Genomic DNA, 18,930 nt, shown 5'->3' with positions numbered 1-18,930 from the left:
TATTTCTACAAATATATTGTTTTTTTTCAGTTTAATATGATGCTATCAAATTATAGAATCCTTATTTAAAATAAAAAACTCCCAATTCTAGATTGGGAGTTACATCGTATTTTTTCAAATTACTCGTCAGAAACGAAACTTTTATAAATTTATACTTTCATGATTTCAGCTTCCTTAACAGCTAAAAGTTCTTCGATTTTTTTGATGAAAGTATCTGTTAATTTTTGAACATCATCTTCTGCTTTTTTACAAATATCTTCAGCTGTTCCGTTTTTCTCTTCTTTTTTGATATCCGTATTTGCGTCTTTTCTGTGATTTCGGATACCAATTTTTGCTTCTTCAGCCTCGTGTTTAGCTTGTTTCACCAAATCACGTCTTCTTTCTTCTGTTAAAGCAGGGATGTTAATGATGATGTTCTCACCATTGTTCATCGGATTTAACCCTAGATTAGCAATCATGATTGCTTTTTCAATTGGGCCCAACATATTTTTTTCCCAAGGTGTAACGGTTAATGTTCTTGCATCAGGTGCATTAATATTTGCGACTTGCGAAATTGGTGTTTGTGAACCATAATAGTCCACAAAAACACCGCCTAACATTTGTGGCGAAGCTTTTCCAGCTCTAATATTTAAGAATTCTTTTTCTAAGTGGGCAATCGAACCATTCATGGCTTCTTTTGCGCTGTCTAAAATAAAGTTAATTTCTTCTGTCATTTTTTTGTTTCAAGTTTAAGGTTTCAGGTTTCAGGTTAAGAACAATAACAACATGAAACGAGAAACAAAATTATATTGTTACTGTTGTTCCGATAGTTTTGCCCTCACAAACTTTTAGTAAGTTACCATCTTTATTCATATCAAATACAATAATAGGTAATTTATTTTCTTGACTTAATGTGAAAGCAGTTGTATCCATTACATTTAAACCTTTTGTTAATACATCCTCAAATGAAATATAATCAAATTTTACTGCATCAGGATTTTTCTCTGGATCAGCATTATAAACACCATCAACACGAGTTCCTTTTAAAATTACATCGGCACCTACTTCAATTCCTCTCAAAACGGCAGCCGTATCTGTTGTGAAATAAGGATTTCCAGTTCCTGCTCCAAAAATAACAATCCTTCCTTTTTCTAAATGACGTGTTGCTCTTCTTTTAATATAAGGTTCTGCAATAGCTTCAATTTTAAGGGCAGTTTGCAAACGAGTTTGCATTCCAGCTTCTTCCAAAGCACCTTGTAATGCCATTCCGTTAATTACAGTGGCTAACATTCCCATGTAGTCTCCTTGCACTCTGTCCATTCCGTTACTTGCTCCTGCAACACCTCTAAAAATGTTTCCACCACCAATTACAATGGCAATTTCCACTCCTTTATCGTGAATTTGTTTGATTTCTTGAGCGTATTCTGCTAGGCGTTTTGGATCAATTCCATATTGTCTGTCGCCCATTAAAGCTTCACCACTTAATTTTAGAAGAATTCTTTTATACTTCATTCCTGTTTTTATTTTTTTAAAGGAGTCATGCTGTCGCAAGCTCAAGTCATTATGTTGTATTATTTTGGTGCAAATATAGTTAAATCGGTTTTTTCTAAAAAAAATGTTGGAATATTTATAAATCTAAATGTTCAAATGATTTTTTAGCTTCGTTATATCCAATTTCAAAAATAGCATCCATCTTGGTTTTATTCGTTTCAAAAGTACTAAAACGAACGAGTTCTTTAGGTTCAATAATTAAATCGCAATGATTGAATTTTTGAAGATTCGAATTGGCAGTTAATAATTCCAATGCTCTGTAAGTTACAGATTTTATGGAGTTTAGGTTTTTAGCTTCGATATTTTGAACTGGACTAACATAAACGCCAATGATGGAATCACATTTTCCTTGCAATAAATCAACTGGGAAATGATTTAAAATACCACCATCACTATAAAGCTTTTCTTTGATTACATAAGGAGAAATCATTCCAGGGACTGCCGTTGATGCCAAAACAGCATCAACAACTTTGGTCTCAGGATTAAATATTTTAAGTTTACCTTTAACCATATCGGTTGCAGTGATGTAAGTTGGTATTTTTAATTCATTCAAGGTCGTATTTTCACCAAAGATATCCTCAAAATAGCGCTTAAATGAATCAGAATCTACAATCCCAGGTTTTTTAAATGTGAAATGTTTCCAATGAAAAAAGTAAATCGATTTAAAAAAGTCTAATATTTCCTCAGGTTTTTTCCCAAATGCATACAAAGCCCCAACAATTGCCCCAGCACTTGAACCAGAAATACAACAAGGAGCTATTCCTTGCTCGGTTAAAAATTTCAATGCACCAGCGTGAGCAATTCCTTTTGAGCCACCACCTGAAAGTGCTATTCCGATTGATTTTGAAGACAAATCCATATGTAACATTTATTACAGATAAATTCCAAAAATAGAACTAAATTTGCTAATCAAAGTTAATGAGATGATAAATATTATAAAACAAGCATTAGAAAATAGTTTTTCTTATGCAGATTACCGAAAAAAAGTAACTGGATTAATTGCTGAAGGAAAATCTACTGGTCACGAGCAATCTGAAGATTTGCTTCATTATTCAGAATTAAACGAAACCCGAATGAATCGTTTGGAAAAAACCATTGAGGTTACTGACGAAGTGAAAACCAAATTGCAAAACTTAGATAAAAAATTCATTTGGTTGGTATTAAGCGAAGGTTGGTGTGGCGATGCAGCACAAATTGTTCCTGTAATTCACAAAATGGCAGAAGTTGCAGAAAATGTAATTTTAAAAATTGCTCTAAGAGATGATAATGACGCTTTAATGCAACATTTTTTAACAAATGGTGGAAAAGCAATTCCTAAATTAATTATTTTAGATGCTGATTCATTAGAAGTTGTTGCAGATTGGGGGCCAAGACCGACAGGAGCAAAACAATTGATTTTAGATTACAAAGCTGCTCATGGAGTAGTTGACGAAACAGCAAAAATTGAATTGCAAAAATGGTATTTACACGATAAAGGTGTTTCGATTCAGAACGAAATCGTGGAATTACATGAGCAAGTTTTAAGTTGATTTATAGGAACACAGATTGAGGAAATTTAGGTAATTTTTAAAATTTCTTTAATTAGCGTTCCAAAAAAAATAGAAGATAGCAATTAGAGAATCGATTTGTATTCAGACTTTAATTTTGATTTTTGGGCTTGAATTTGAATTTGTTGTTGAACTTATTCAATTGTTCCAACAATCTTTAACTTATTAGAAGTGGAAATTCCGCCAGGGTTACAACCGAGTTGACCTTCTGGGATTTCCATTTTTAGTTTCTTATAATAGTCCGCCCAAACTTCAAAAAAATCATTTGATTCAGGTGATTTGAATGTCATCGGAAATAAATCAAACAAAGGTTTTTTGTACGCATGAAGAAACGCATCATAAATTAGTTCCGAACAATAATATTTTCCGTTATCGTATAAATATTCGTCATCATAGGGAACGCCAACTTGTTGTAAAGAAAAAGTAATGGCTTCTGGAATATATTTTTGGTATTTTCTCTTCAATCTTCCTACAAACATTTCTTCATTTGTGTAGGTTTTGAAGGTTTCATAAGGAGTAATTTTCACCGCAGCTCCAGCAGCTTCAATTACGAAAATCGAATCGTTTTTGATGTATACCATTCCCAAATGACTAAAATCTTTTCCTTGATAACCTTCGGTAACTTCGTTAATGGCTTCGCAAAGCGGTCCGCAATTCATAGATTGGAATAAAATATCGCCAATTTTTAGTTTTACGTTTTGAGAGAAACTAAATAAAGAAATTAGCAGGAATAAAAGTATTGTTTTTTTCATTTTAAAAAGATACTAAAGCAATTCCAAGGCTAATACTTCCTTGACTATTGTTGTTTAAACGAATACCATAAGAAACAACTTCTAGAAAAATTTGAAATTCGGAGGCTTCTAAATTTAATTTAACTCTTTTAAAAGTTCCAGATAAGTCACCTCTACCAATAGCGAAAGTATGACCAAGTCCAACATCAATTCCAAATCGAGTTTCGTCTCCCACTTTTGGCATGATTCTTAAATTTGAAAAAACAGGAGTAACAATTAATTTTTCGGAGAGTTTCATTCCAATTCCTGAGTTTGCACTAATTCCTAACCATTGGTTGAAATGAATACCAAATCCAAAATTACTGTTTATACCATCGGGTACAAACCAACTATCATTAGTACTTCCATCTGGAAATACTTCACCTTGATTTTTATTTCCTTGTAAAGGGACTGAAATTTCAAATTGCGTAAAAGTTATTTTTTTCTTTGTTGGAATATCGTCAGAATCATTTACCGTAATTTCAACTTGGGCGAATGTTAGATTGAAAACTAATAAAATGAAAAGTAAGAATAAATTTTTCAAGGAGATTATGTTTTGATTTTTTTGACCGTTTTAATGTATTTTGGAGAATGACTTCCATGAAAAGCTCTTAAAACCTCAACTCTATGGGTACGAATTCGGTAGATAATCAAATACGAACCTAAAATTATATTGCGATACATTTTAGTCTTGGTTTCCAAATGGCGACATTCGGGATGAAGTAGGTATTCAGTTTCGAGTCTTTCGATGTATTTATATATTTCAGAAATGAATTCAGTGGCTAACCTTTCACCAAATTCAGCTAAACCATATTCATAAATATCAATCAAATCAAAATTATCAAACGGATAGGAAGTAACTACTTCTTTCTTTCTGATTTCCATTTTTCAAATTTCTCTTTAGATTCTTCAACAGTTAAAAATGGACCATTTTCCGCTTCTTTAATTAAGTCAGCGAATGCTTTTTGAGACATCGGTTTGCCAGGAATGGCTAAGTTTTTATTTTTTTTATCTGCAGTTTTCATTGAAAAAGAAATTTATGCTACGTAAAAATAAGAAATAATTTGGTTCTAAACTTCAGATTCAGAATAATTTAACCTAAAGATTGTGCAAAATCATCAGGAGAAATAGCATTTTTAACATCATAATCGCCAATTTTTGTTCTACGAAGCGCTGTTAAATGTCCTCCTGATTGTAAGGCTAAACCAAAGTCATAGGCTAACGAACGAATATAAGTTCCTTTACTGCATTTTACTCTAAAATCGATTTCTGGCAATTGAATTCTTGTAATTTCAAATTCGTAAATCGTAGTTTTTCTCGATTGAATTTCTACTTCTTCACCAGCACGCGCGTGTTCGTACAAACGTTTTCCATCTTTTTTAATAGCAGAAAAAACAGGTGGTTTTTGGTCGATTTCACCAATGAACTGTTTCGTGGTTTCTAAAATTAATTCATCGGTAATATGTGCAGTTGGAAAAGTAGCGTCAATTTCCGTTTCTAAATCGTAGGATGGAGTGGTGGCCCCAACCATAATCGTGCCTGTATATTCTTTGGCTTGTGCCTGAATTTCGTTAATGCTTTTGGTGAATTTTCCGGTACAAATGATTAATAAACCAGTTGCTAACGGATCTAATGTACCCGCGTGCCCAATTTTAAATTTCTTGGGTAAATCGTATTTGCGTTTTAAAATGTATTTTAATTTATTCACCGCTTGAAAAGAAGACCAAGTCAAGGGTTTGTCAATTAAAAGTACTTTCCCTGCTAAAAATTCTTCGGCACTCATTAGATAATTGTTAGTTTTTGAACGAAGAAATGAATCAAAAGAATTGCAACTCCAGCCATAATTCGGTAGTAACCAAAGATTTTAAATCCATGTTTTTGTAAAAATCCAATGAACGATTTAATGGCAATCATAGCAACAATAAATCCAACCACATTTCCAATGATTAGCAAGTTAATTTGGTCTTGAGATAATTCAAAACCAGCTTTATAATAGTCATACGATTTTTTCACTGTAGCACCTAACATGGTTGGAATTGCTAAGAAAAACGAGAACTCAGCAGCCGTTGTTCTGGATAGCTTTTGTGTCATTCCGCCTACAATGCTCGCGCCACTTCTAGAAACTCCAGGAATCATTGCTAAACATTGGAACAAGCCAATCTTAAAAGCAGTTAAATAGGATATTTCAGTTCCTTCCGAATTGCCAAACCAATCATCTACTTTTAATAATAAAAATCCGCCAACAATTAACGAAACCGCAACGGTAATTGGGTTTTCTAATAATCCGTCAATAAAATCACTCAATAGTAATCCGAAAATTACAGCAGGAACAAAAGCTACAAATAACTTGAAGTAGAAATCAAGTGATTGAAAGAAACGTTTAAAATATAAAACCACTACAGAAAGTATGGTTCCCAATTGAATTACAATCGTAAAAAGTTTCGTAAAATCGTCTTGTGCAATGCCGAAAAAGGAAGAAGCAATAATCATATGACCTGTTGAAGAAACAGGTAAAAATTCGGTTATTCCTTCAATAATGGCAAGAATAATAGCTTGTAGTGTATTCATTTTTTTAGTTTTCAGTTGCAGTTTTCAGTCGCAGTTCATCTAGAAACGGTGACTAAAAACTGAAAACTATTTTTTAGGATTTTTTAAAATCGAATAAATCGTAATTCCAAATCCAATTAAAACTACCGTTGGAGCTAATCGAATTCTTCTAAAACTAAATAATTCTTCTCCTTTGAAAACATTTGGATCGTCGCTTCCACCACCGCTCATTAAAATAAATCCAAGCGCAATTACTGCTAATCCAACTAAAAGAATTTTATAGTTTACCTTATCAAAAAGAAATTCAGGTTTGTTGTTGTTTTCCATTTTTATATTTTTTAAATTCACTGAACACTGTTTACTGAATACTAATAAAGATCGTCTGTTTTTAAATTCAAGAAACGTTGTGTTGCAAAGAACGTACTAATCCAAGTAATTAGAATACCAACTCCTAAAACACCAGCAATTACTATTCCGAGAGAAACGTAATCTTTTGCAATGCCTAAACTTGGGAATATACCATCTACATAAATAGCTAAAGCAATAATTCCGATAATAGCTAATCCAGAACCAATTAATCCTAATTTAATACTTCTCCAAATAAAGGGTTTTCTAATGAACGATTTTGTAGCGCCTACCATTTGCATGGTTTTGATCGTAAATCGGTGCGAGTAAATCGATAATCGCATCGAACTGTTGATTAATAACATGGCTACAACCGTTAAAATTCCACTGATGATTAAAATCCAAAACGTAATTTTTGTGACGTTTTCGTTGACCATGTCTACCAATTCTTTATCGTAGATAATTTCTGAAATCATTTCGTTTTTACGAATGTTACGCTCAATTATTTTAATACTGTCGGCATTAACATAATCTCCTTTTAAATGAATGTCAAAAGAGTTTTGAAGCGGATTGAACCCTAAAAATTCCATAAAATCTTTTCCTACGATATCTACATTGTTTTTAGCGGCACTATCCTTATGAACAAAAGCATATTCTTTGATGAATTTTGCATTTTTCATTTCGGTATCAAATGCATTGATAATCGAATCATTAGCATCGTTATTAAAGAAAACCGTCATGGGAATGTTTTCTTTAAAATCATTCGTTATCTTCTTTGAATTAATTACAAAAAGCCCCAAAGCTCCCAAAAGGAACAATACTAAAAAGATACTCAATACTACCGAAAAGTAGGATGAAATCAAACGTCGTTTGTTGTAATTTTCAAAAGATGATGCCATATAATTCTATTTAAGGCGTAAAAATAGTAAAGATATTTTGTTTACATAGAATATAACAACAAAGTTTTAACTTTAGTATTATAAAATGTATTTTTGCACCGAAATTTTAGTTTCAGGTTTCAAGTTTCAAGTTTGATAAAACTTTTTTAACCTGAAACCTGAAACCTGAAACCAAAACAAATGAAGTACTTCCATAACGACATCGAAGCCAAATGGCAACAATATTGGGCAAAAAACCAAACTTTTGCTGCATCAAATAATTCAGAAAAGCCTAAATACTATGTATTAGACATGTTTCCTTATCCTTCTGGAGCGGGTTTACACGTGGGGCATCCGCTGGGTTACATTGCTTCTGATATTGTCGCAAGATATAAAAGACATCAAGGGTTTAATGTGTTGCATCCGCAAGGATATGATTCGTTTGGTTTGCCAGCCGAACAATATGCAATTCAAACGGGGCAACATCCAGAGAAAACAACTCGTGAGAATATTGCACGCTACCGTGAGCAATTAGATAAAATTGGTTTTTCGTTTGATTGGAGTAGAGAAGTACGTACTTCAAATCCGGATTATTACAAACATACACAGTGGATTTTCATTCAATTATTCGAATCTTGGTACAATAATAATTCGGATAAAGCAGAAAGCATTTGTACGTTAATTCAAGAATTTGAAAAAAACGGAAATGCGAATGTAAATGCGGTTTGTGATGATAATATTGTACCTTTTTCTGCTGAAGATTGGAAATCGTTTTCTTCTGAAGAACAACAAAAAATCTTATTACAATATAGATTAACCTATTTAGCCGAAACCGAAGTTAACTGGTGCCCGGCATTAGGAACGGTTTTGGCGAATGACGAAATCGTAAACGGTGTTTCAGAACGTGGTGGACATCCTGTTATTCGTAAAAAAATGACACAATGGTCAATGCGAATTTCTGCTTACGCGGAACGTTTGTTACAAGGTTTAGAAACCATCGATTGGAGTGAATCCATTAAAGAATCACAAAGAAATTGGATTGGTAAATCTGTCGGAGCAAGTGTGACTTTTAACGTTCTTCCAACTTCCAACTTCCAACTTCCAGCAACAATTGAAGTTTTCACTACTCGTCCTGATACGATTTTCGGAGTGACGTTTATGACATTAGCGCCAGAGCACGATTTGGTTGCACAAATTACCACTCCAGAACAAAAAGCAGCGGTTGATGCTTATGTTGAAGCTACAGCAAAACGTTCGGAAAGAGAAAGAATGGCAGATGTGAAAACGATTTCAGGTGTTTTCACTGGAGCGTATGCCGAACATCCTTTCACAAAAGAACCCATTCCAGTTTGGATTGGCGATTACGTTTTAGCGGGTTATGGAACTGGAGCAGTTATGGCGGTTCCCTGTGGCGATGAACGTGATTATGCGTTCGCGAATTTCTTCAAAGGAACTCACGGAATGCCAGCCATTAAAAATATTTTCAACCAAGATATTTCAGAAGCCGCTTACGGTGAAAAAGGCGGTTTCGAATTAGTAGATTCGGATTTCTTAAATGGTTTAGATTATAAATCGGGAACGAAAAAAGCAATTGAAGCATTAGAAAAAATAGGAGCAGGAAAAGCAAAAGTAAATTACCGTTTACGCGATGCCGTTTTCTCTCGCCAACGCTATTGGGGCGAACCATTTCCAGTATATTACGTGAATGGTTTACCACAAATGATTGATAAAAAACATTTACCAATCGTGCTACCAGAAGTTGAAAAATACTTACCAACCGAAGATGGCCAACCACCATTAGGAAACGCTACGCATTGGGCTTGGGATAGTGTTCAGTGTTCAGTGGTTAGTAATCAGTTAATAGATAACGTGAATGTTTTTCCTTTGGAATTAAACACCATGCCGGGTTGGGCAGGTTCTTCTTGGTATTGGATGCGTTATATGGATGCTCAAAATGAAAATGATTTTGCTAGCGAAGATGCACTAAAATATTGGGAAAATGTAGATTTATACATTGGAGGAAGCGAGCACGCAACCGGACATTTATTATACTCTCGTTTTTGGAACAAATTCTTAAAAGACAGAGGTTTCGCTCCAACAGAAGAACCATTCAAAAAATTAATCAATCAAGGAATGATTTTGGGAATGAGTGCTTTTGTATACATTATGTATCAACATGTTCAAATTGTTGACACAAGTGAATTAGTTAAATCATTAAAAGTTAATAAGAAAACTTATTTATTATCAAAAAATATATACGGTGATTTAATTAATAAAATTAACAACTCAGAAATTGAGAGAATTAAAGAGGAAATTTTAAATGAGTATATAAAAATTGGGGTTAAAAGTGCTGTTTGGTTTGATGCAGAACCATTGGCCTTGCCTATACATGTTGATTTATCTTGCATAAACGACATCACAAACGAATTAAACATTGAAAAATTCAAAGCGCATCCATTATATTCAGATTATAAAGATGCGGAATTCATTTTAGAAGATGGTAAATACATTGTAGGTCGTGAAGTAGAAAAAATGTCGAAATCGAAATACAACGTAGTCAATCCAGATGATATTTGTAATGAATACGGTGCGGATACCTTGCGTTTGTATGAAATGTTCTTAGGGCCATTAGAGCAAGCAAAACCTTGGAATACTGCTGGAATTACTGGAGTTTATGGTTTCTTGAAAAAATTATGGCGTTTGTATTTTGATGACAACGGTTTGAACATCACCAATGACGAACCAACAGCCGATATGTACAAATCGTTACACAAAACCATCAAAAAGGTTACGGAAGATATCGAGAATTTCTCGTTCAATACTTCGGTTTCACAGTTTATGATTTGTGTGAATGAGTTGGCCCAACAAAAATGTCATCACCGAGCGATTTTAGAACCATTAGCAGTTTTAGTTTCGCCTTATGCACCTCATATTGCGGAGGAATTATGGAATGCTTTAGGTCATGAAGGTTCTGTCGCAACGGTCGCATTTCCTAAATTTGAAGAAAAATATTTAGTAGAATCTGAGAAAGAATATCCAGTTTCATTTAATGGAAAAATGCGTTTCACGATTAAGTTGCCTTTAGATTTAACAGCAGCTCAAATCGAAGAAATCGTAATGGCGGATGAAAGAACACAAAACCAATTACAAGGAAGAACACCAAACAAAGTGATTATCGTTCCTGGTAAGATTATTAATTTGGTGGGATAAACTCACCCACAATTTTGTCATGCTGAAAGCATCTCACACAAACTTTATGGAGACTCTTTAACTTTGTTGAATCTTCGATTTCAGAGTGACAAACGATGTGAGAAATTTTAAACCGCAGATTCGTAGATTGATTTAAAATCAGCGAATCAGCGGTTTTTTCTTCTCGTTTTTGTAACATTTTTCGTTTTTTACGTATAATAGATAAATTAAAACTATAAAAAATGGAAAAGAGAAATTTAGGTAAATTAGTCACAGGTATTATTGTAATGGTATTTGTTTTTATTGCTGCTTTAATGTTTGGTTTGCCAAGATATAACGTATGGCAACAAGAAATGGCAGGAAAAGCGGAAATGGCTAAAGCCGAACAAAACCGTAGAATTTTAGTTGAAGAAGCTAAGGCCAAATTAGAAGCCGAAAAATTAAACGCACAAGCCGAAATCGAACGAGCAAGAGGAATGGCAGAAGCGATGCGAGTTGAAAACGGAACTTTGAGTGAAACCTATAACCAATATTTATTCATCAGAACCTTGGAAAAGTTAGCAGATAAAGGCGATTTGCCACAAATTATCTATGTGCCAACAAACGGAATGGTTCCCGTGATGGATGTTTCAAAGAAATCCCCAGTAAAACAGATGCAAGAGTAATAATTGTTTTTAGAAATATTTAACGAATGCCAAATTGGCATTTTGTAACTTTGGCTTGTAATTTGTATAAGTTTAGTAAATTTAGAAATAAAAAAAATAGATATGTTAGGATATTATATCATGATTGGAGCGATTGCTCTAGTAAGTTGGTTAGTAAGCTCGCGTTTGAAGAGTAAGTTTGAACACTATTCAAAAGTTTCGTTACGCAATGGAATGAGTGGTGCTGAAATCGCAGAGAAAATGCTTCACGATCACGGAATTTTTGACGTAAAAGTCATTTCAACACCAGGAAGATTAACGGATCATTACAATCCGATGGATAAAACGGTAAACTTATCAGAAGCAGTTTACAATCAAAGAAATGCGGCTGCGGCTGCGGTAGCGGCTCACGAAGTTGGGCATGCTGTGCAACATGCGCATGCTTACAGTTGGTTAACGATGCGTTCTAAAATGGTGCCTGTGGTAAACATTTCGTCAAGTATGTCGCAATGGTTAATTATGGGTGGTTTGATTTTAGGCTTTGCATCAAAATCTAGTATTGGTTTTTACGTTGCGGTTGCAGGTTTAATTTTAATGGCTATTGCAACTACCTTCAGTTTCGTTACGCTTCCGGTGGAATACGATGCAAGTAACAGAGCATTAGCATGGTTGAAAAATAAAAACATGGTGAGCCAACAAGAATATGCAGGTGCAGAAGATTCATTAAAATGGGCAGCAAGAACTTATGTGGTGGCAGCTTTAGGTGCTTTAGCGTCTTTATTGTATTGGGCTTTCCAAATTTTAGGATCGAGAGAGTAATTTAATAATATCGCAAGATTTAAATCCCAGATTTTTAATTGGAATCTGGGATTTTTCATTCTATTAAATACCTATGCCAAATTTGATAATTTAGTTCATGTAAACCCGTGCCTAAATTTTTTGTTTGCAATTTTTCTTGAGAACCATCCTGATAAAAAAGGATTAGATATAGCAAATTATATTCTTCAATGATATCCCAACTACCATAATGCTCATTTTTACTTTGAGAAGGTATAGAAAATCCGCCCGAAGAAACACTTGTAAATGATTCTATTATGAGAGCAAAGCTTTTGTCTGAATAAAGATAAAGAGAGGTTGTTTTTTCATCAAACCACCCTCCGCCATCATAATCCCGATCACTATGGACCTCTTGTTTTTTTAGTTTTCTGTCAGACAACACCTCAAACATTTGTTGAACGTGATAACTCATAACTTTAAATGTATTGTGCTATTGTTTTGAATATTTTGCATAGGCCATTGCCAATTTTGTATCATATTTATTGACTTTGTATGATGCTCCGTTGTAACGTTTTGCAAACTCGGACCAATTTTTATTTTGTAAATATGAGATCAAGTGATTTGTTTTTAAAAACTGACCGAAAGCATGAAGATGCTCACCTTCGTTTGCATACATTTTTTCAATAAAATTATCGATGCTTGAATAGTTCAATGACAAAGCGTGAAACCCCATAATTTGAAAACACCCCCAAGAAGCTGATGCATTTGCCGCATCAATAAACCTTTGATCAGAACCTAATTGTTTCGCTTTTTGTAGTCTCAAATGCTCTGCTTCTCCTCCAAGATAATTTTTTTTGGTCCAATTTTTATATAGTATGTTAGCAGTAGTATTCGTGTAGTATGTATTCGGATCAATCCCTCTTTTTTCTAATTCTCTCCAAAAAACATGACCTTCAAACAAAATTTTAGGTTTTCCACTCAACAAAAAGCCTTTTCCACTACTTTCAATTTCGTTGACTGCTTTTACAGTTGCTAGTTCTAGTTCAAAAACATCGGCAAAATGAATTAAATCGTTTTCCGATAAAAATTTACTATTGTGATTTGTAAATTGGAAATTCAATTCATATAATTTCGACCAACTTTTTGTGCCTACAATTCCATCAACTATTAGATTGTTTTTGGTTTGAAAATCTTTAACGGCATTATCGACCTCTACAGTGAATGAGTTGGAAACTATTAAGTTGTAGCCTAAATTATTAAGCATTTCACAAAGTAGTATTACTTCGGGAGCTTTAATATTGTATTTTATGGTTCTCATAAGGAATAATTTTAATTAAAAATTATCTAGGAATTTTAGGTAGTTTTTCGCAAATCATACCAATTAGGAAAAAACTATCGTAGTTAACCGATTGAGGTTTTAAAAAATACGCTTTTGATATCGTATTTTGATTTTCAATTTTCAATTCTTCTTCAAATGCAGCATATCCATCTTTAATAATTATAATTTTATAATTTCCAATTGGAAGTTTTAATTCCGTAGCACCTTCTTTATCGGATTCAATTTCTTTAAAAAAAGCATTATTATTTCCAATTATTGATATTTCGGACTTATAAATGGCTTGTTTTGTTATTGCGTCTTTGATATTGACAATAATCGACGTTAAATTTCCAGTATTGATAGGTGCTATAGTAGCGGGCTGAAACAAAACGGGGTTTACCAAAATTGGTTTAGAGGCGAGCACCTTCTTTTCAGGAAAGACGGGTTTAGTTCGCATTGTAGTTCTTGTCGCTGAGATAGCAATATTAGGAGTACTAACTGAAGGTTTTACTGCGGTATTAAGTTTCTCAACTTTATTGATTTTTACTTTTTCATTGTAGTATTTTACATTACTTGATCGTAAAGTTTCTTTATTTCTTACAGCTTTTATAAAACTAACATTGTTATTAGAGTTTACAAAAAGTTGACTTTTCATTATTATAGGTCCGAAAGAAATTAACTGATTTATATTACTCACCAGTTCTGCTGATAGAGTAGGGTCGATATTGATCTTAAGATTTTTAATAAGAATCATTTTTTTTGGATAAGCAGGAAGTAGAAAATCGTTATGGATTGTTTCTCCATCCGAAATAGATTTGGCTTCTGTCCATTTAAAAAAATTAGACACCAATGAAGATAAAGAGAACCAACTTCTTTGTAAGGTAACAATTGAGAATTCTAATTCGATCCCGATAATGTTTTTCTCATCATAGTCTATTGAAATAATCTCCTCAGGAAAATTATCTTTGTGGATTTTAGCAATTTCATATAACTCATCCAGTTCTTTTTTTTCAATTGATAATTTTGTCCAGCCATTTTTATTCGACATAAAATCATAAGGAATAAAATTGATGTCGTGAAAAGTCTCTAATGACTGTATGCCGGTTTTTGCAGTGTTTTCCATAACATTTCTTGAATTCATAAGATTTGCTAAAAATAGGTCGAGACCATCTAACTTATTTATTGTGCGCATTGCATTTTCTATAAGTTCTTTATGTCCTAATAACTTATGATCTACAATTGCTTTTTCTTTTCTTAACAAAATAGTATTCAATTTGGCTAGCCAAACTTGTTTTTCATCTTCGGTAGTTAAACCACTATATTTCGCAACATGTTCTTCCCATTCTGTAATTAACTTATCAAACAAGAGCAAATACTTATCATAGGCTTTCTTCTCTTTAGTAGCTTTCCCTTTATCGTCATATAATATTTTATTGGCTTCAAAATTTTCAATTTCTTCTATTTGTTCTGCTTCTATTTGTGCTGTATTTATAATTTTGCTATAAGCATTAAACAGCGTATTACTTGGGTTTATATCCCAAAATTTATCAGATGAAGGGATAGAGTTTAATTGAAACGACATGTCTTGTTTTTTAAGATATGCCTCACCTTTTAGATTTTCATTAATGAGCAATTGAGGTAAAAGTAGATTCATTTCCTCATTATCATAAACACGCAATGAAGGACAAATTAATGGTACTTCAGATTCATTAGTACTCTGAGTTTTATAATACTCTTTTATTTTTTGGAATAATGATATGTAGTATTTCATGATTATATTATGTTTAAAAAAAATCCAAACTCCAATAAGCTGGGGTTTGGATTTTTATTGTTAGAATTAATTCACCTCTACCCATTCATCTTCTTTAATCGAAGGAAGTGGGTTTGGTGATAAGTCAATGATATTGCATTTTCTTCCAAGAAGTAAAATCCCTCCAGAGGACATACCTTGACTTTCTCTAGATCCTGTTTTATTTACCCTAACATCTTCATACCCATAACTACCTCCAATTACAAAAGGTCCAATAGCTAAACCACCACCAGCTTTTACTTCATCTTCAGTTCTTTTGTAAGAATCAGAACCTTTTTTAAAACCAATTTTTAAATCTGTAATAAAATAAAATTCTGTTGCAACAGCTGGCATTAAACCTTTCCCATTTCCATCACTAATCATTTGATTGTTTAAAATTTCTGCACCATTTTTAGAATATTTCCAATAACGTGATTTTAGAAAGGTAGTTCCTAACCAAGTACTTGACACATAGCATTTTCCAATTTTAAAAGACATTTCAAAATCATTAAAATTAAAATTGGAATTTATTCTTTTGTGTTTACCCGCACCTCCTACATTAAACAATCCTGCAAAACTTGCAGCGGCACTCCAACTATGGGCCGTACTTTTATAGTTAGATTCGTAATCACTTTTACTAAATTTGTATTCCAACCATTTACTCGAGTTGGCTAAAGTACTTGCTGGAATTGGGGCAGAGTAGAAATAAGTATTCATTCCTCCAAGTCCTGTTCTTTTAGCTGCTAAAAGTTCCGATTCGTATCTTTTTTTGATGGTAATGAAATTACTACTTTCAATTTCATCGATGTAGTTTAAGGATTTTTCAATTTTACCTTTATAACCAATACCTTCCCAACGTTTTAAGGCATCATCTCTTTTTTTAATGTAGTTTCTACCATTAATGGCCATTTCCGACATAGCATCACCCTCTCCGTCTGCAACTCTCTTTTGTAAATCCGTAAGTTTTTCTTCAGCTTCATAGTAAAGCGCTTCATACTCTAAATATTTTACATATTTAGGAGATGGAAACGATTGATAAATGAATTTTGGATTGTCTTCTGGATGCTCAATAAGTGTGTCATCGTAATCTGGATTTTTCAATTTTTTAATAGTTACGATGTCTTTTCTTAAGGTTTCTAATTTCTTTTCAACTTTAGGATCAATTTTAGTGTTTTTAACCACACAATATTCCATTACGTCTTGGTAAACATTAGATTTTGTGTGATCTGGATGTGGACTAAAAATGGTGAATTTTCTAGATCCATCTTTATCTAATTCAGGAATCATACTCGGAATTTGATCTGCTAAACGAGAAAATTCTTCCGCATGAGCATATTTACTATACTTCTTTGAAGCACGAGCTTCAGTATATTCTTCATCAGTCATTCCCTCGATTTTTGGAGTAGCTCCAAAAAAACCTTTTAATGCATAATCAAATGCTTCAGGGTCAATCACTACAGGAACAGGTTCCCATGCAATAAAATTGTTTGGTCCTAACATTTTAGGATCTCCTCCGTTCGTTAGTTTTTTAAATACGTCGCCTAGAAGATAACTCATAAAGTCACTTTCGTTTGGCATTGGTTTGAAAGTTGCCATAATTTTGTTTTTTATTTAAAGCTTACTCTATAATGGGTTTTCAGCTTCCCCCGTTAGTTAATATTTTATGCTTGCTTTTTAAGGGAATTGTGTTCTTGCTTGATTAATTAAATCAACCATGTCAGAACCTCCGCTTGCCGCATTGGTGGTATTATTTTGCCAGCTTTGTACAGCTACAACTTTAGGAGTTGTTCCCCAATATCCCCAAAAGGGACCTCCACTTTGACCTGGCCAAACATCACCTTGATGGTATAATGCTTGTGCTCTATCTGATGTAGAATCGTCTCCATTTAAAGCAATATTTGTTTGATAAATTGGTCTTTCTGAAGCTGTTAAGTCAACAGGATAACCAGCATGTGTCCAGTATGCACCATTATCCCAAGAATCGGTATAAGATGTTGCACCCATCCACCCTGTAGTATTGCCTAGATTTCTGTCTAATACTATTACTGCGTAATCAAATTTTGATTCTGTGGTATCAATAGTAGGTCCGCTGACTTTATATTTATAAAAAGTTTTAATACTATTTGCTGTTCCATAAGTTGTATTTGCTCCGTTGTAATACATTGGTGAAAACTTTACCCAACCTGTTTTCCCGTTTGATAGAAACTTGATGACATGAGCGCAAGTAAGGACATGTCGAGGGCCTATCATTACGCCACTAGCAACGCCCAGTTCTGTTTGAATTTTACCTATACAGTTCCAAGGGTATTCAAGTGAATGATATACTACTCTTTGATCTGGACCAAAAATTGTTCTACTTTTTTTATCTTGCATAAAAGTTTCTCTATCAAAAAACTTGGTATTCTTTACTTTTTTAGGTATAAATTCTACACCTAAAAATTCAGGTAAAAATCCTTCTGTTTTTTCAATAGTTTTTTTTGTTCCTTCCAGACTTTTAATTGCAATTGCATCAATTTCGTCTAAATTTGAAACCGATTTTTTTGCCTTTACATTCTTTAGTTTTTTTAATTCTTCACAAAGAATTGGTTTTGTAGTTTCCATAATTTAATTTTTAATGTTTATTTAAATATGATTTGATTTAATTCCCGAGTTTTACCTTCGGTTTGATTTGTTTGTGCTGCCCCCATTGCTGCTAATGCATTTGAGATTTGTGCATCTAACGCACTTCGTTTAATGTTTCCGTTTGTTGCCCTTAAAACTTTACATAGATTATAGGTGAAATATCCTCGAGTTACACCTCCCATATTTCCTTCCATTGCTACTTGACTTTCCTTGCAAGCAGCAAAAAGAGCATGATTCATTGTGGATTTGGTTACGACTTGTTTTGTTCCTTTTTTACTTTCCTTTTTTACTTCAATTAATTCTTTAGAATGATTGAAATAAAATTCGTCTTCTAGATTAGGCTCTATAAATCGTGCAGCTTCATTTGTTGGATTACCATCAAGATCAACCAAGTTCATTCTTCTCGTTCCGGTTCCTGAATGGCAACAATCAAAAATGACGTCTAAATTTACTCCTGCTGGGAGTTTATTTATTATAGCGGCAAATTCATCATCACGAATTACACCAGCTGAAGCATAATCATGTGGACAAATAGCATCGTCAAGGCCATCTACTTCAAAGTCAACACCTATGTTGGTCACCCTTGTTCCATGTCCGGAATAATAAAAAACAATAGAATCTCCTTTTTTACTAGTTTTTACTAAGTTGGTTAAATTGGAAATAATGTTTGTTTTTGTTGCGTTCTGATTGGTTAAAATTCTTATACTTAATGCAGGAAAACCACAAATTACCAGAGTATTAGCCATGTCTCTTGCATCATTTACACATCCGTTTAAATCGGGACCACCAATTCCAATAGGAGCATAATCATTTATGCCCACTACTAAAGCTCTTTTAGCCATATTTATAAAATTTAAGTTGTTACTAATTATTAATCAAAAAACACTCGCTATATTTGATTTGCTATTCCGCGTATTTAAAAACATTACTTTAATCTAATTGTATGTGATTAAATGTCAAACAATTAATGTCGT

General features: G+C 33.3%; 21 protein-coding genes. 4 read left to right on the top strand and 17 right to left on the bottom strand.

What is annotated here, in order from left to right:
- Positions 1 to 149: 149 nt before the first annotated feature.
- From frr to BUE95_RS02715, 3 genes are all read right to left on the bottom strand, one after another.
- Positions 150 to 713 carry a ribosome recycling factor gene (frr, locus tag BUE95_RS02725; protein WP_073581165.1) on the bottom strand — a complete coding sequence of 188 codons (564 nt, stop codon included), beginning with the start codon at positions 711 to 713 and terminating at the stop codon, positions 150 to 152.
- A 70-nt stretch (positions 714 to 783) separates the two neighbouring features.
- Entirely contained in the window at positions 784 to 1,491 is a 708-nt protein-coding gene (pyrH, locus tag BUE95_RS02720) for a UMP kinase (RefSeq protein WP_073581163.1), read from the bottom strand.
- Positions 1,492 to 1,606: 115 nt separating this feature from the next.
- Entirely contained in the window at positions 1,607 to 2,389 is a 783-nt protein-coding gene (locus BUE95_RS02715) for a patatin-like phospholipase family protein (protein ID WP_200778602.1), read from the bottom strand.
- Positions 2,390 to 2,453: 64 nt separating this feature from the next.
- On the opposite strand from BUE95_RS02715, the gene BUE95_RS02710 reads away from it, so the two are divergent.
- Positions 2,454 to 3,059 carry a thioredoxin family protein gene (locus tag BUE95_RS02710; protein ID WP_073581159.1) on the top strand — a complete coding sequence of 202 codons (606 nt, stop codon included), beginning with the start codon at positions 2,454 to 2,456 and terminating at the stop codon, positions 3,057 to 3,059.
- Positions 3,060 to 3,211: 152 nt separating this feature from the next.
- On the opposite strand, the gene BUE95_RS02705 is transcribed toward BUE95_RS02710, so the two are convergent.
- From BUE95_RS02705 to BUE95_RS02675, 8 genes are all read right to left on the bottom strand, one after another.
- On the bottom strand, positions 3,212 to 3,829 hold the full coding sequence (locus BUE95_RS02705) for a YiiX/YebB-like N1pC/P60 family cysteine hydrolase (protein ID WP_073581157.1): 618 nt from the start codon (positions 3,827 to 3,829) through the stop codon (positions 3,212 to 3,214).
- Position 3,830: 1 nt separating this feature from the next.
- A complete protein-coding gene (locus BUE95_RS02700; protein WP_084530215.1) occupies positions 3,831 to 4,391 on the bottom strand; it encodes a hypothetical protein in 561 nt (186 codons plus the stop codon).
- Between the two features lie 5 nt (positions 4,392 to 4,396).
- On the bottom strand, positions 4,397 to 4,732 hold the full coding sequence (locus BUE95_RS02695) for a type II toxin-antitoxin system RelE/ParE family toxin (RefSeq protein ID WP_073581155.1): 336 nt from the start codon (positions 4,730 to 4,732) through the stop codon (positions 4,397 to 4,399).
- Positions 4,708 to 4,872, bottom strand: coding sequence for a hypothetical protein (locus BUE95_RS13620; RefSeq protein WP_157958486.1), 165 nt, complete (start codon positions 4,870 to 4,872; stop codon positions 4,708 to 4,710). The genes BUE95_RS02695 and BUE95_RS13620 overlap by 25 nt, the downstream gene beginning before the upstream one ends.
- A gap of 68 nt (positions 4,873 to 4,940) precedes the next feature.
- Positions 4,941 to 5,630, bottom strand: coding sequence for a tRNA pseudouridine(55) synthase TruB (truB, locus tag BUE95_RS02690; protein WP_073581153.1), 690 nt, complete (start codon positions 5,628 to 5,630; stop codon positions 4,941 to 4,943).
- Positions 5,630 to 6,415: an undecaprenyl-diphosphate phosphatase gene (locus BUE95_RS02685; RefSeq protein WP_073581151.1), complete on the bottom strand. Its 786-nt coding sequence runs from the start codon at positions 6,413 to 6,415 to the stop codon at positions 5,630 to 5,632. Before BUE95_RS02685 ends, truB begins: the two co-directional genes overlap by 1 nt.
- A 66-nt stretch (positions 6,416 to 6,481) precedes the next feature.
- Positions 6,482 to 6,721, bottom strand: a complete 240-nt coding sequence (locus BUE95_RS02680; RefSeq protein ID WP_073581149.1) for a DUF3098 domain-containing protein — start codon at positions 6,719 to 6,721, stop codon at positions 6,482 to 6,484.
- Positions 6,722 to 6,762: 41 nt separating this feature from the next.
- Positions 6,763 to 7,638, bottom strand: coding sequence for a cell division protein FtsX (locus tag BUE95_RS02675; protein ID WP_073581147.1), 876 nt, complete (start codon positions 7,636 to 7,638; stop codon positions 6,763 to 6,765).
- 180 nt (positions 7,639 to 7,818) lie between these two features.
- Between BUE95_RS02675 and BUE95_RS02670 the strand changes: the two genes are divergently transcribed.
- The 3 genes from BUE95_RS02670 to BUE95_RS02660 all read left to right on the top strand — a co-directional run bounded on the left by BUE95_RS02670 (position 7,819) and on the right by BUE95_RS02660 (position 12,269).
- Positions 7,819 to 10,827, top strand: coding sequence for a leucine--tRNA ligase (locus BUE95_RS02670; RefSeq protein WP_073581145.1), 3,009 nt, complete (start codon positions 7,819 to 7,821; stop codon positions 10,825 to 10,827).
- A gap of 221 nt (positions 10,828 to 11,048) precedes the next feature.
- Positions 11,049 to 11,471, top strand: coding sequence for a hypothetical protein (locus tag BUE95_RS02665; RefSeq protein WP_073581143.1), 423 nt, complete (start codon positions 11,049 to 11,051; stop codon positions 11,469 to 11,471).
- A 102-nt stretch (positions 11,472 to 11,573) separates the two neighbouring features.
- The gene (locus tag BUE95_RS02660) at positions 11,574 to 12,269 is read left to right on the top strand and encodes a zinc metallopeptidase (protein WP_073581141.1); all 696 of its coding nucleotides are present in this window, start codon (positions 11,574 to 11,576) and stop codon (positions 12,267 to 12,269) included.
- Between the two features lie 55 nt (positions 12,270 to 12,324).
- On the opposite strand, the gene BUE95_RS02655 is transcribed toward BUE95_RS02660, so the two are convergent.
- The 6 genes from BUE95_RS02655 to BUE95_RS02630 form a co-directional block, all read right to left on the bottom strand.
- Entirely contained in the window at positions 12,325 to 12,699 is a 375-nt protein-coding gene (locus BUE95_RS02655; RefSeq protein ID WP_073581139.1) for a hypothetical protein, read from the bottom strand.
- Between the two features lie 18 nt (positions 12,700 to 12,717).
- Positions 12,718 to 13,545 (bottom strand): N-acetylmuramidase domain-containing protein, encoded by an 828-nt coding sequence (locus tag BUE95_RS02650; protein WP_073581137.1) that lies wholly within the window; start codon positions 13,543 to 13,545, stop codon positions 12,718 to 12,720.
- Between the two features lie 22 nt (positions 13,546 to 13,567).
- Positions 13,568 to 15,316 (bottom strand): hypothetical protein, encoded by a 1,749-nt coding sequence (locus BUE95_RS02645; RefSeq protein WP_073581135.1) that lies wholly within the window; start codon positions 15,314 to 15,316, stop codon positions 13,568 to 13,570.
- A 66-nt stretch (positions 15,317 to 15,382) separates the two neighbouring features.
- Positions 15,383 to 16,930 carry a hypothetical protein gene (locus BUE95_RS02640; RefSeq protein ID WP_073581133.1) on the bottom strand — a complete coding sequence of 516 codons (1,548 nt, stop codon included), beginning with the start codon at positions 16,928 to 16,930 and terminating at the stop codon, positions 15,383 to 15,385.
- A 78-nt stretch (positions 16,931 to 17,008) separates the two neighbouring features.
- Entirely contained in the window at positions 17,009 to 17,935 is a 927-nt protein-coding gene (locus BUE95_RS02635) for a trypsin-like serine peptidase (RefSeq protein ID WP_073581131.1), read from the bottom strand.
- A gap of 17 nt (positions 17,936 to 17,952) precedes the next feature.
- The gene (locus BUE95_RS02630) at positions 17,953 to 18,798 is read right to left on the bottom strand and encodes a caspase family protein (protein ID WP_073581129.1); all 846 of its coding nucleotides are present in this window, start codon (positions 18,796 to 18,798) and stop codon (positions 17,953 to 17,955) included.
- Between the last annotated feature and the right edge of the window lie 132 nt (positions 18,799 to 18,930).

Origin of the sequence: Flavobacterium cucumis, from assembly GCF_900148835.1 — a bacterium.
In the GTDB taxonomy this organism is placed as follows: Bacteria; Bacteroidota; Bacteroidia; order Flavobacteriales; family Flavobacteriaceae; genus Flavobacterium; species Flavobacterium cucumis.
Note: the sequence above shows the minus strand (reverse complement) of the source record. Positions and strands in the feature narration are given on the sequence as shown.

Excerpts from the sequence above, each read along its gene's own strand:
- frr (WP_073581165.1), bottom strand. The coding sequence starts at position 713 with ATGACAGAAGAAATTAACTTTATTTTAGACAGCGCAAAAGAAGCCATG.
- pyrH (WP_073581163.1), bottom strand. The coding sequence starts at position 1,491 with ATGAAGTATAAAAGAATTCTTCTAAAATTAAGTGGTGAAGCTTTAATG.
- BUE95_RS02715 (WP_200778602.1), bottom strand. The coding sequence starts at position 2,389 with ATGGATTTGTCTTCAAAATCAATCGGAATAGCACTTTCAGGTGGTGGC.
- BUE95_RS02710 (WP_073581159.1), top strand. The coding sequence starts at position 2,454 with ATGATAAATATTATAAAACAAGCATTAGAAAATAGTTTTTCTTATGCA.
- BUE95_RS02705 (WP_073581157.1), bottom strand. The coding sequence starts at position 3,829 with ATGAAAAAAACAATACTTTTATTCCTGCTAATTTCTTTATTTAGTTTC.
- BUE95_RS02695 (WP_073581155.1), bottom strand. The coding sequence starts at position 4,732 with ATGGAAATCAGAAAGAAAGAAGTAGTTACTTCCTATCCGTTTGATAAT.
- BUE95_RS13620 (WP_157958486.1), bottom strand. The coding sequence starts at position 4,872 with ATGAAAACTGCAGATAAAAAAAATAAAAACTTAGCCATTCCTGGCAAA.
- truB (WP_073581153.1), bottom strand. The coding sequence starts at position 5,630 with ATGAGTGCCGAAGAATTTTTAGCAGGGAAAGTACTTTTAATTGACAAA.
- BUE95_RS02685 (WP_073581151.1), bottom strand. The coding sequence starts at position 6,415 with ATGAATACACTACAAGCTATTATTCTTGCCATTATTGAAGGAATAACC.
- BUE95_RS02680 (WP_073581149.1), bottom strand. The coding sequence starts at position 6,721 with ATGGAAAACAACAACAAACCTGAATTTCTTTTTGATAAGGTAAACTAT.
- BUE95_RS02675 (WP_073581147.1), bottom strand. The coding sequence starts at position 7,638 with ATGGCATCATCTTTTGAAAATTACAACAAACGACGTTTGATTTCATCC.
- BUE95_RS02670 (WP_073581145.1), top strand. The coding sequence starts at position 7,819 with ATGAAGTACTTCCATAACGACATCGAAGCCAAATGGCAACAATATTGG.
- BUE95_RS02665 (WP_073581143.1), top strand. The coding sequence starts at position 11,049 with ATGGAAAAGAGAAATTTAGGTAAATTAGTCACAGGTATTATTGTAATG.
- BUE95_RS02660 (WP_073581141.1), top strand. The coding sequence starts at position 11,574 with ATGTTAGGATATTATATCATGATTGGAGCGATTGCTCTAGTAAGTTGG.
- BUE95_RS02655 (WP_073581139.1), bottom strand. The coding sequence starts at position 12,699 with ATGAGTTATCACGTTCAACAAATGTTTGAGGTGTTGTCTGACAGAAAA.
- BUE95_RS02650 (WP_073581137.1), bottom strand. The coding sequence starts at position 13,545 with ATGAGAACCATAAAATACAATATTAAAGCTCCCGAAGTAATACTACTT.
- BUE95_RS02645 (WP_073581135.1), bottom strand. The coding sequence starts at position 15,316 with ATGAAATACTACATATCATTATTCCAAAAAATAAAAGAGTATTATAAA.
- BUE95_RS02640 (WP_073581133.1), bottom strand. The coding sequence starts at position 16,930 with ATGGCAACTTTCAAACCAATGCCAAACGAAAGTGACTTTATGAGTTAT.
- BUE95_RS02635 (WP_073581131.1), bottom strand. The coding sequence starts at position 17,935 with ATGGAAACTACAAAACCAATTCTTTGTGAAGAATTAAAAAAACTAAAG.
- BUE95_RS02630 (WP_073581129.1), bottom strand. The coding sequence starts at position 18,798 with ATGGCTAAAAGAGCTTTAGTAGTGGGCATAAATGATTATGCTCCTATT.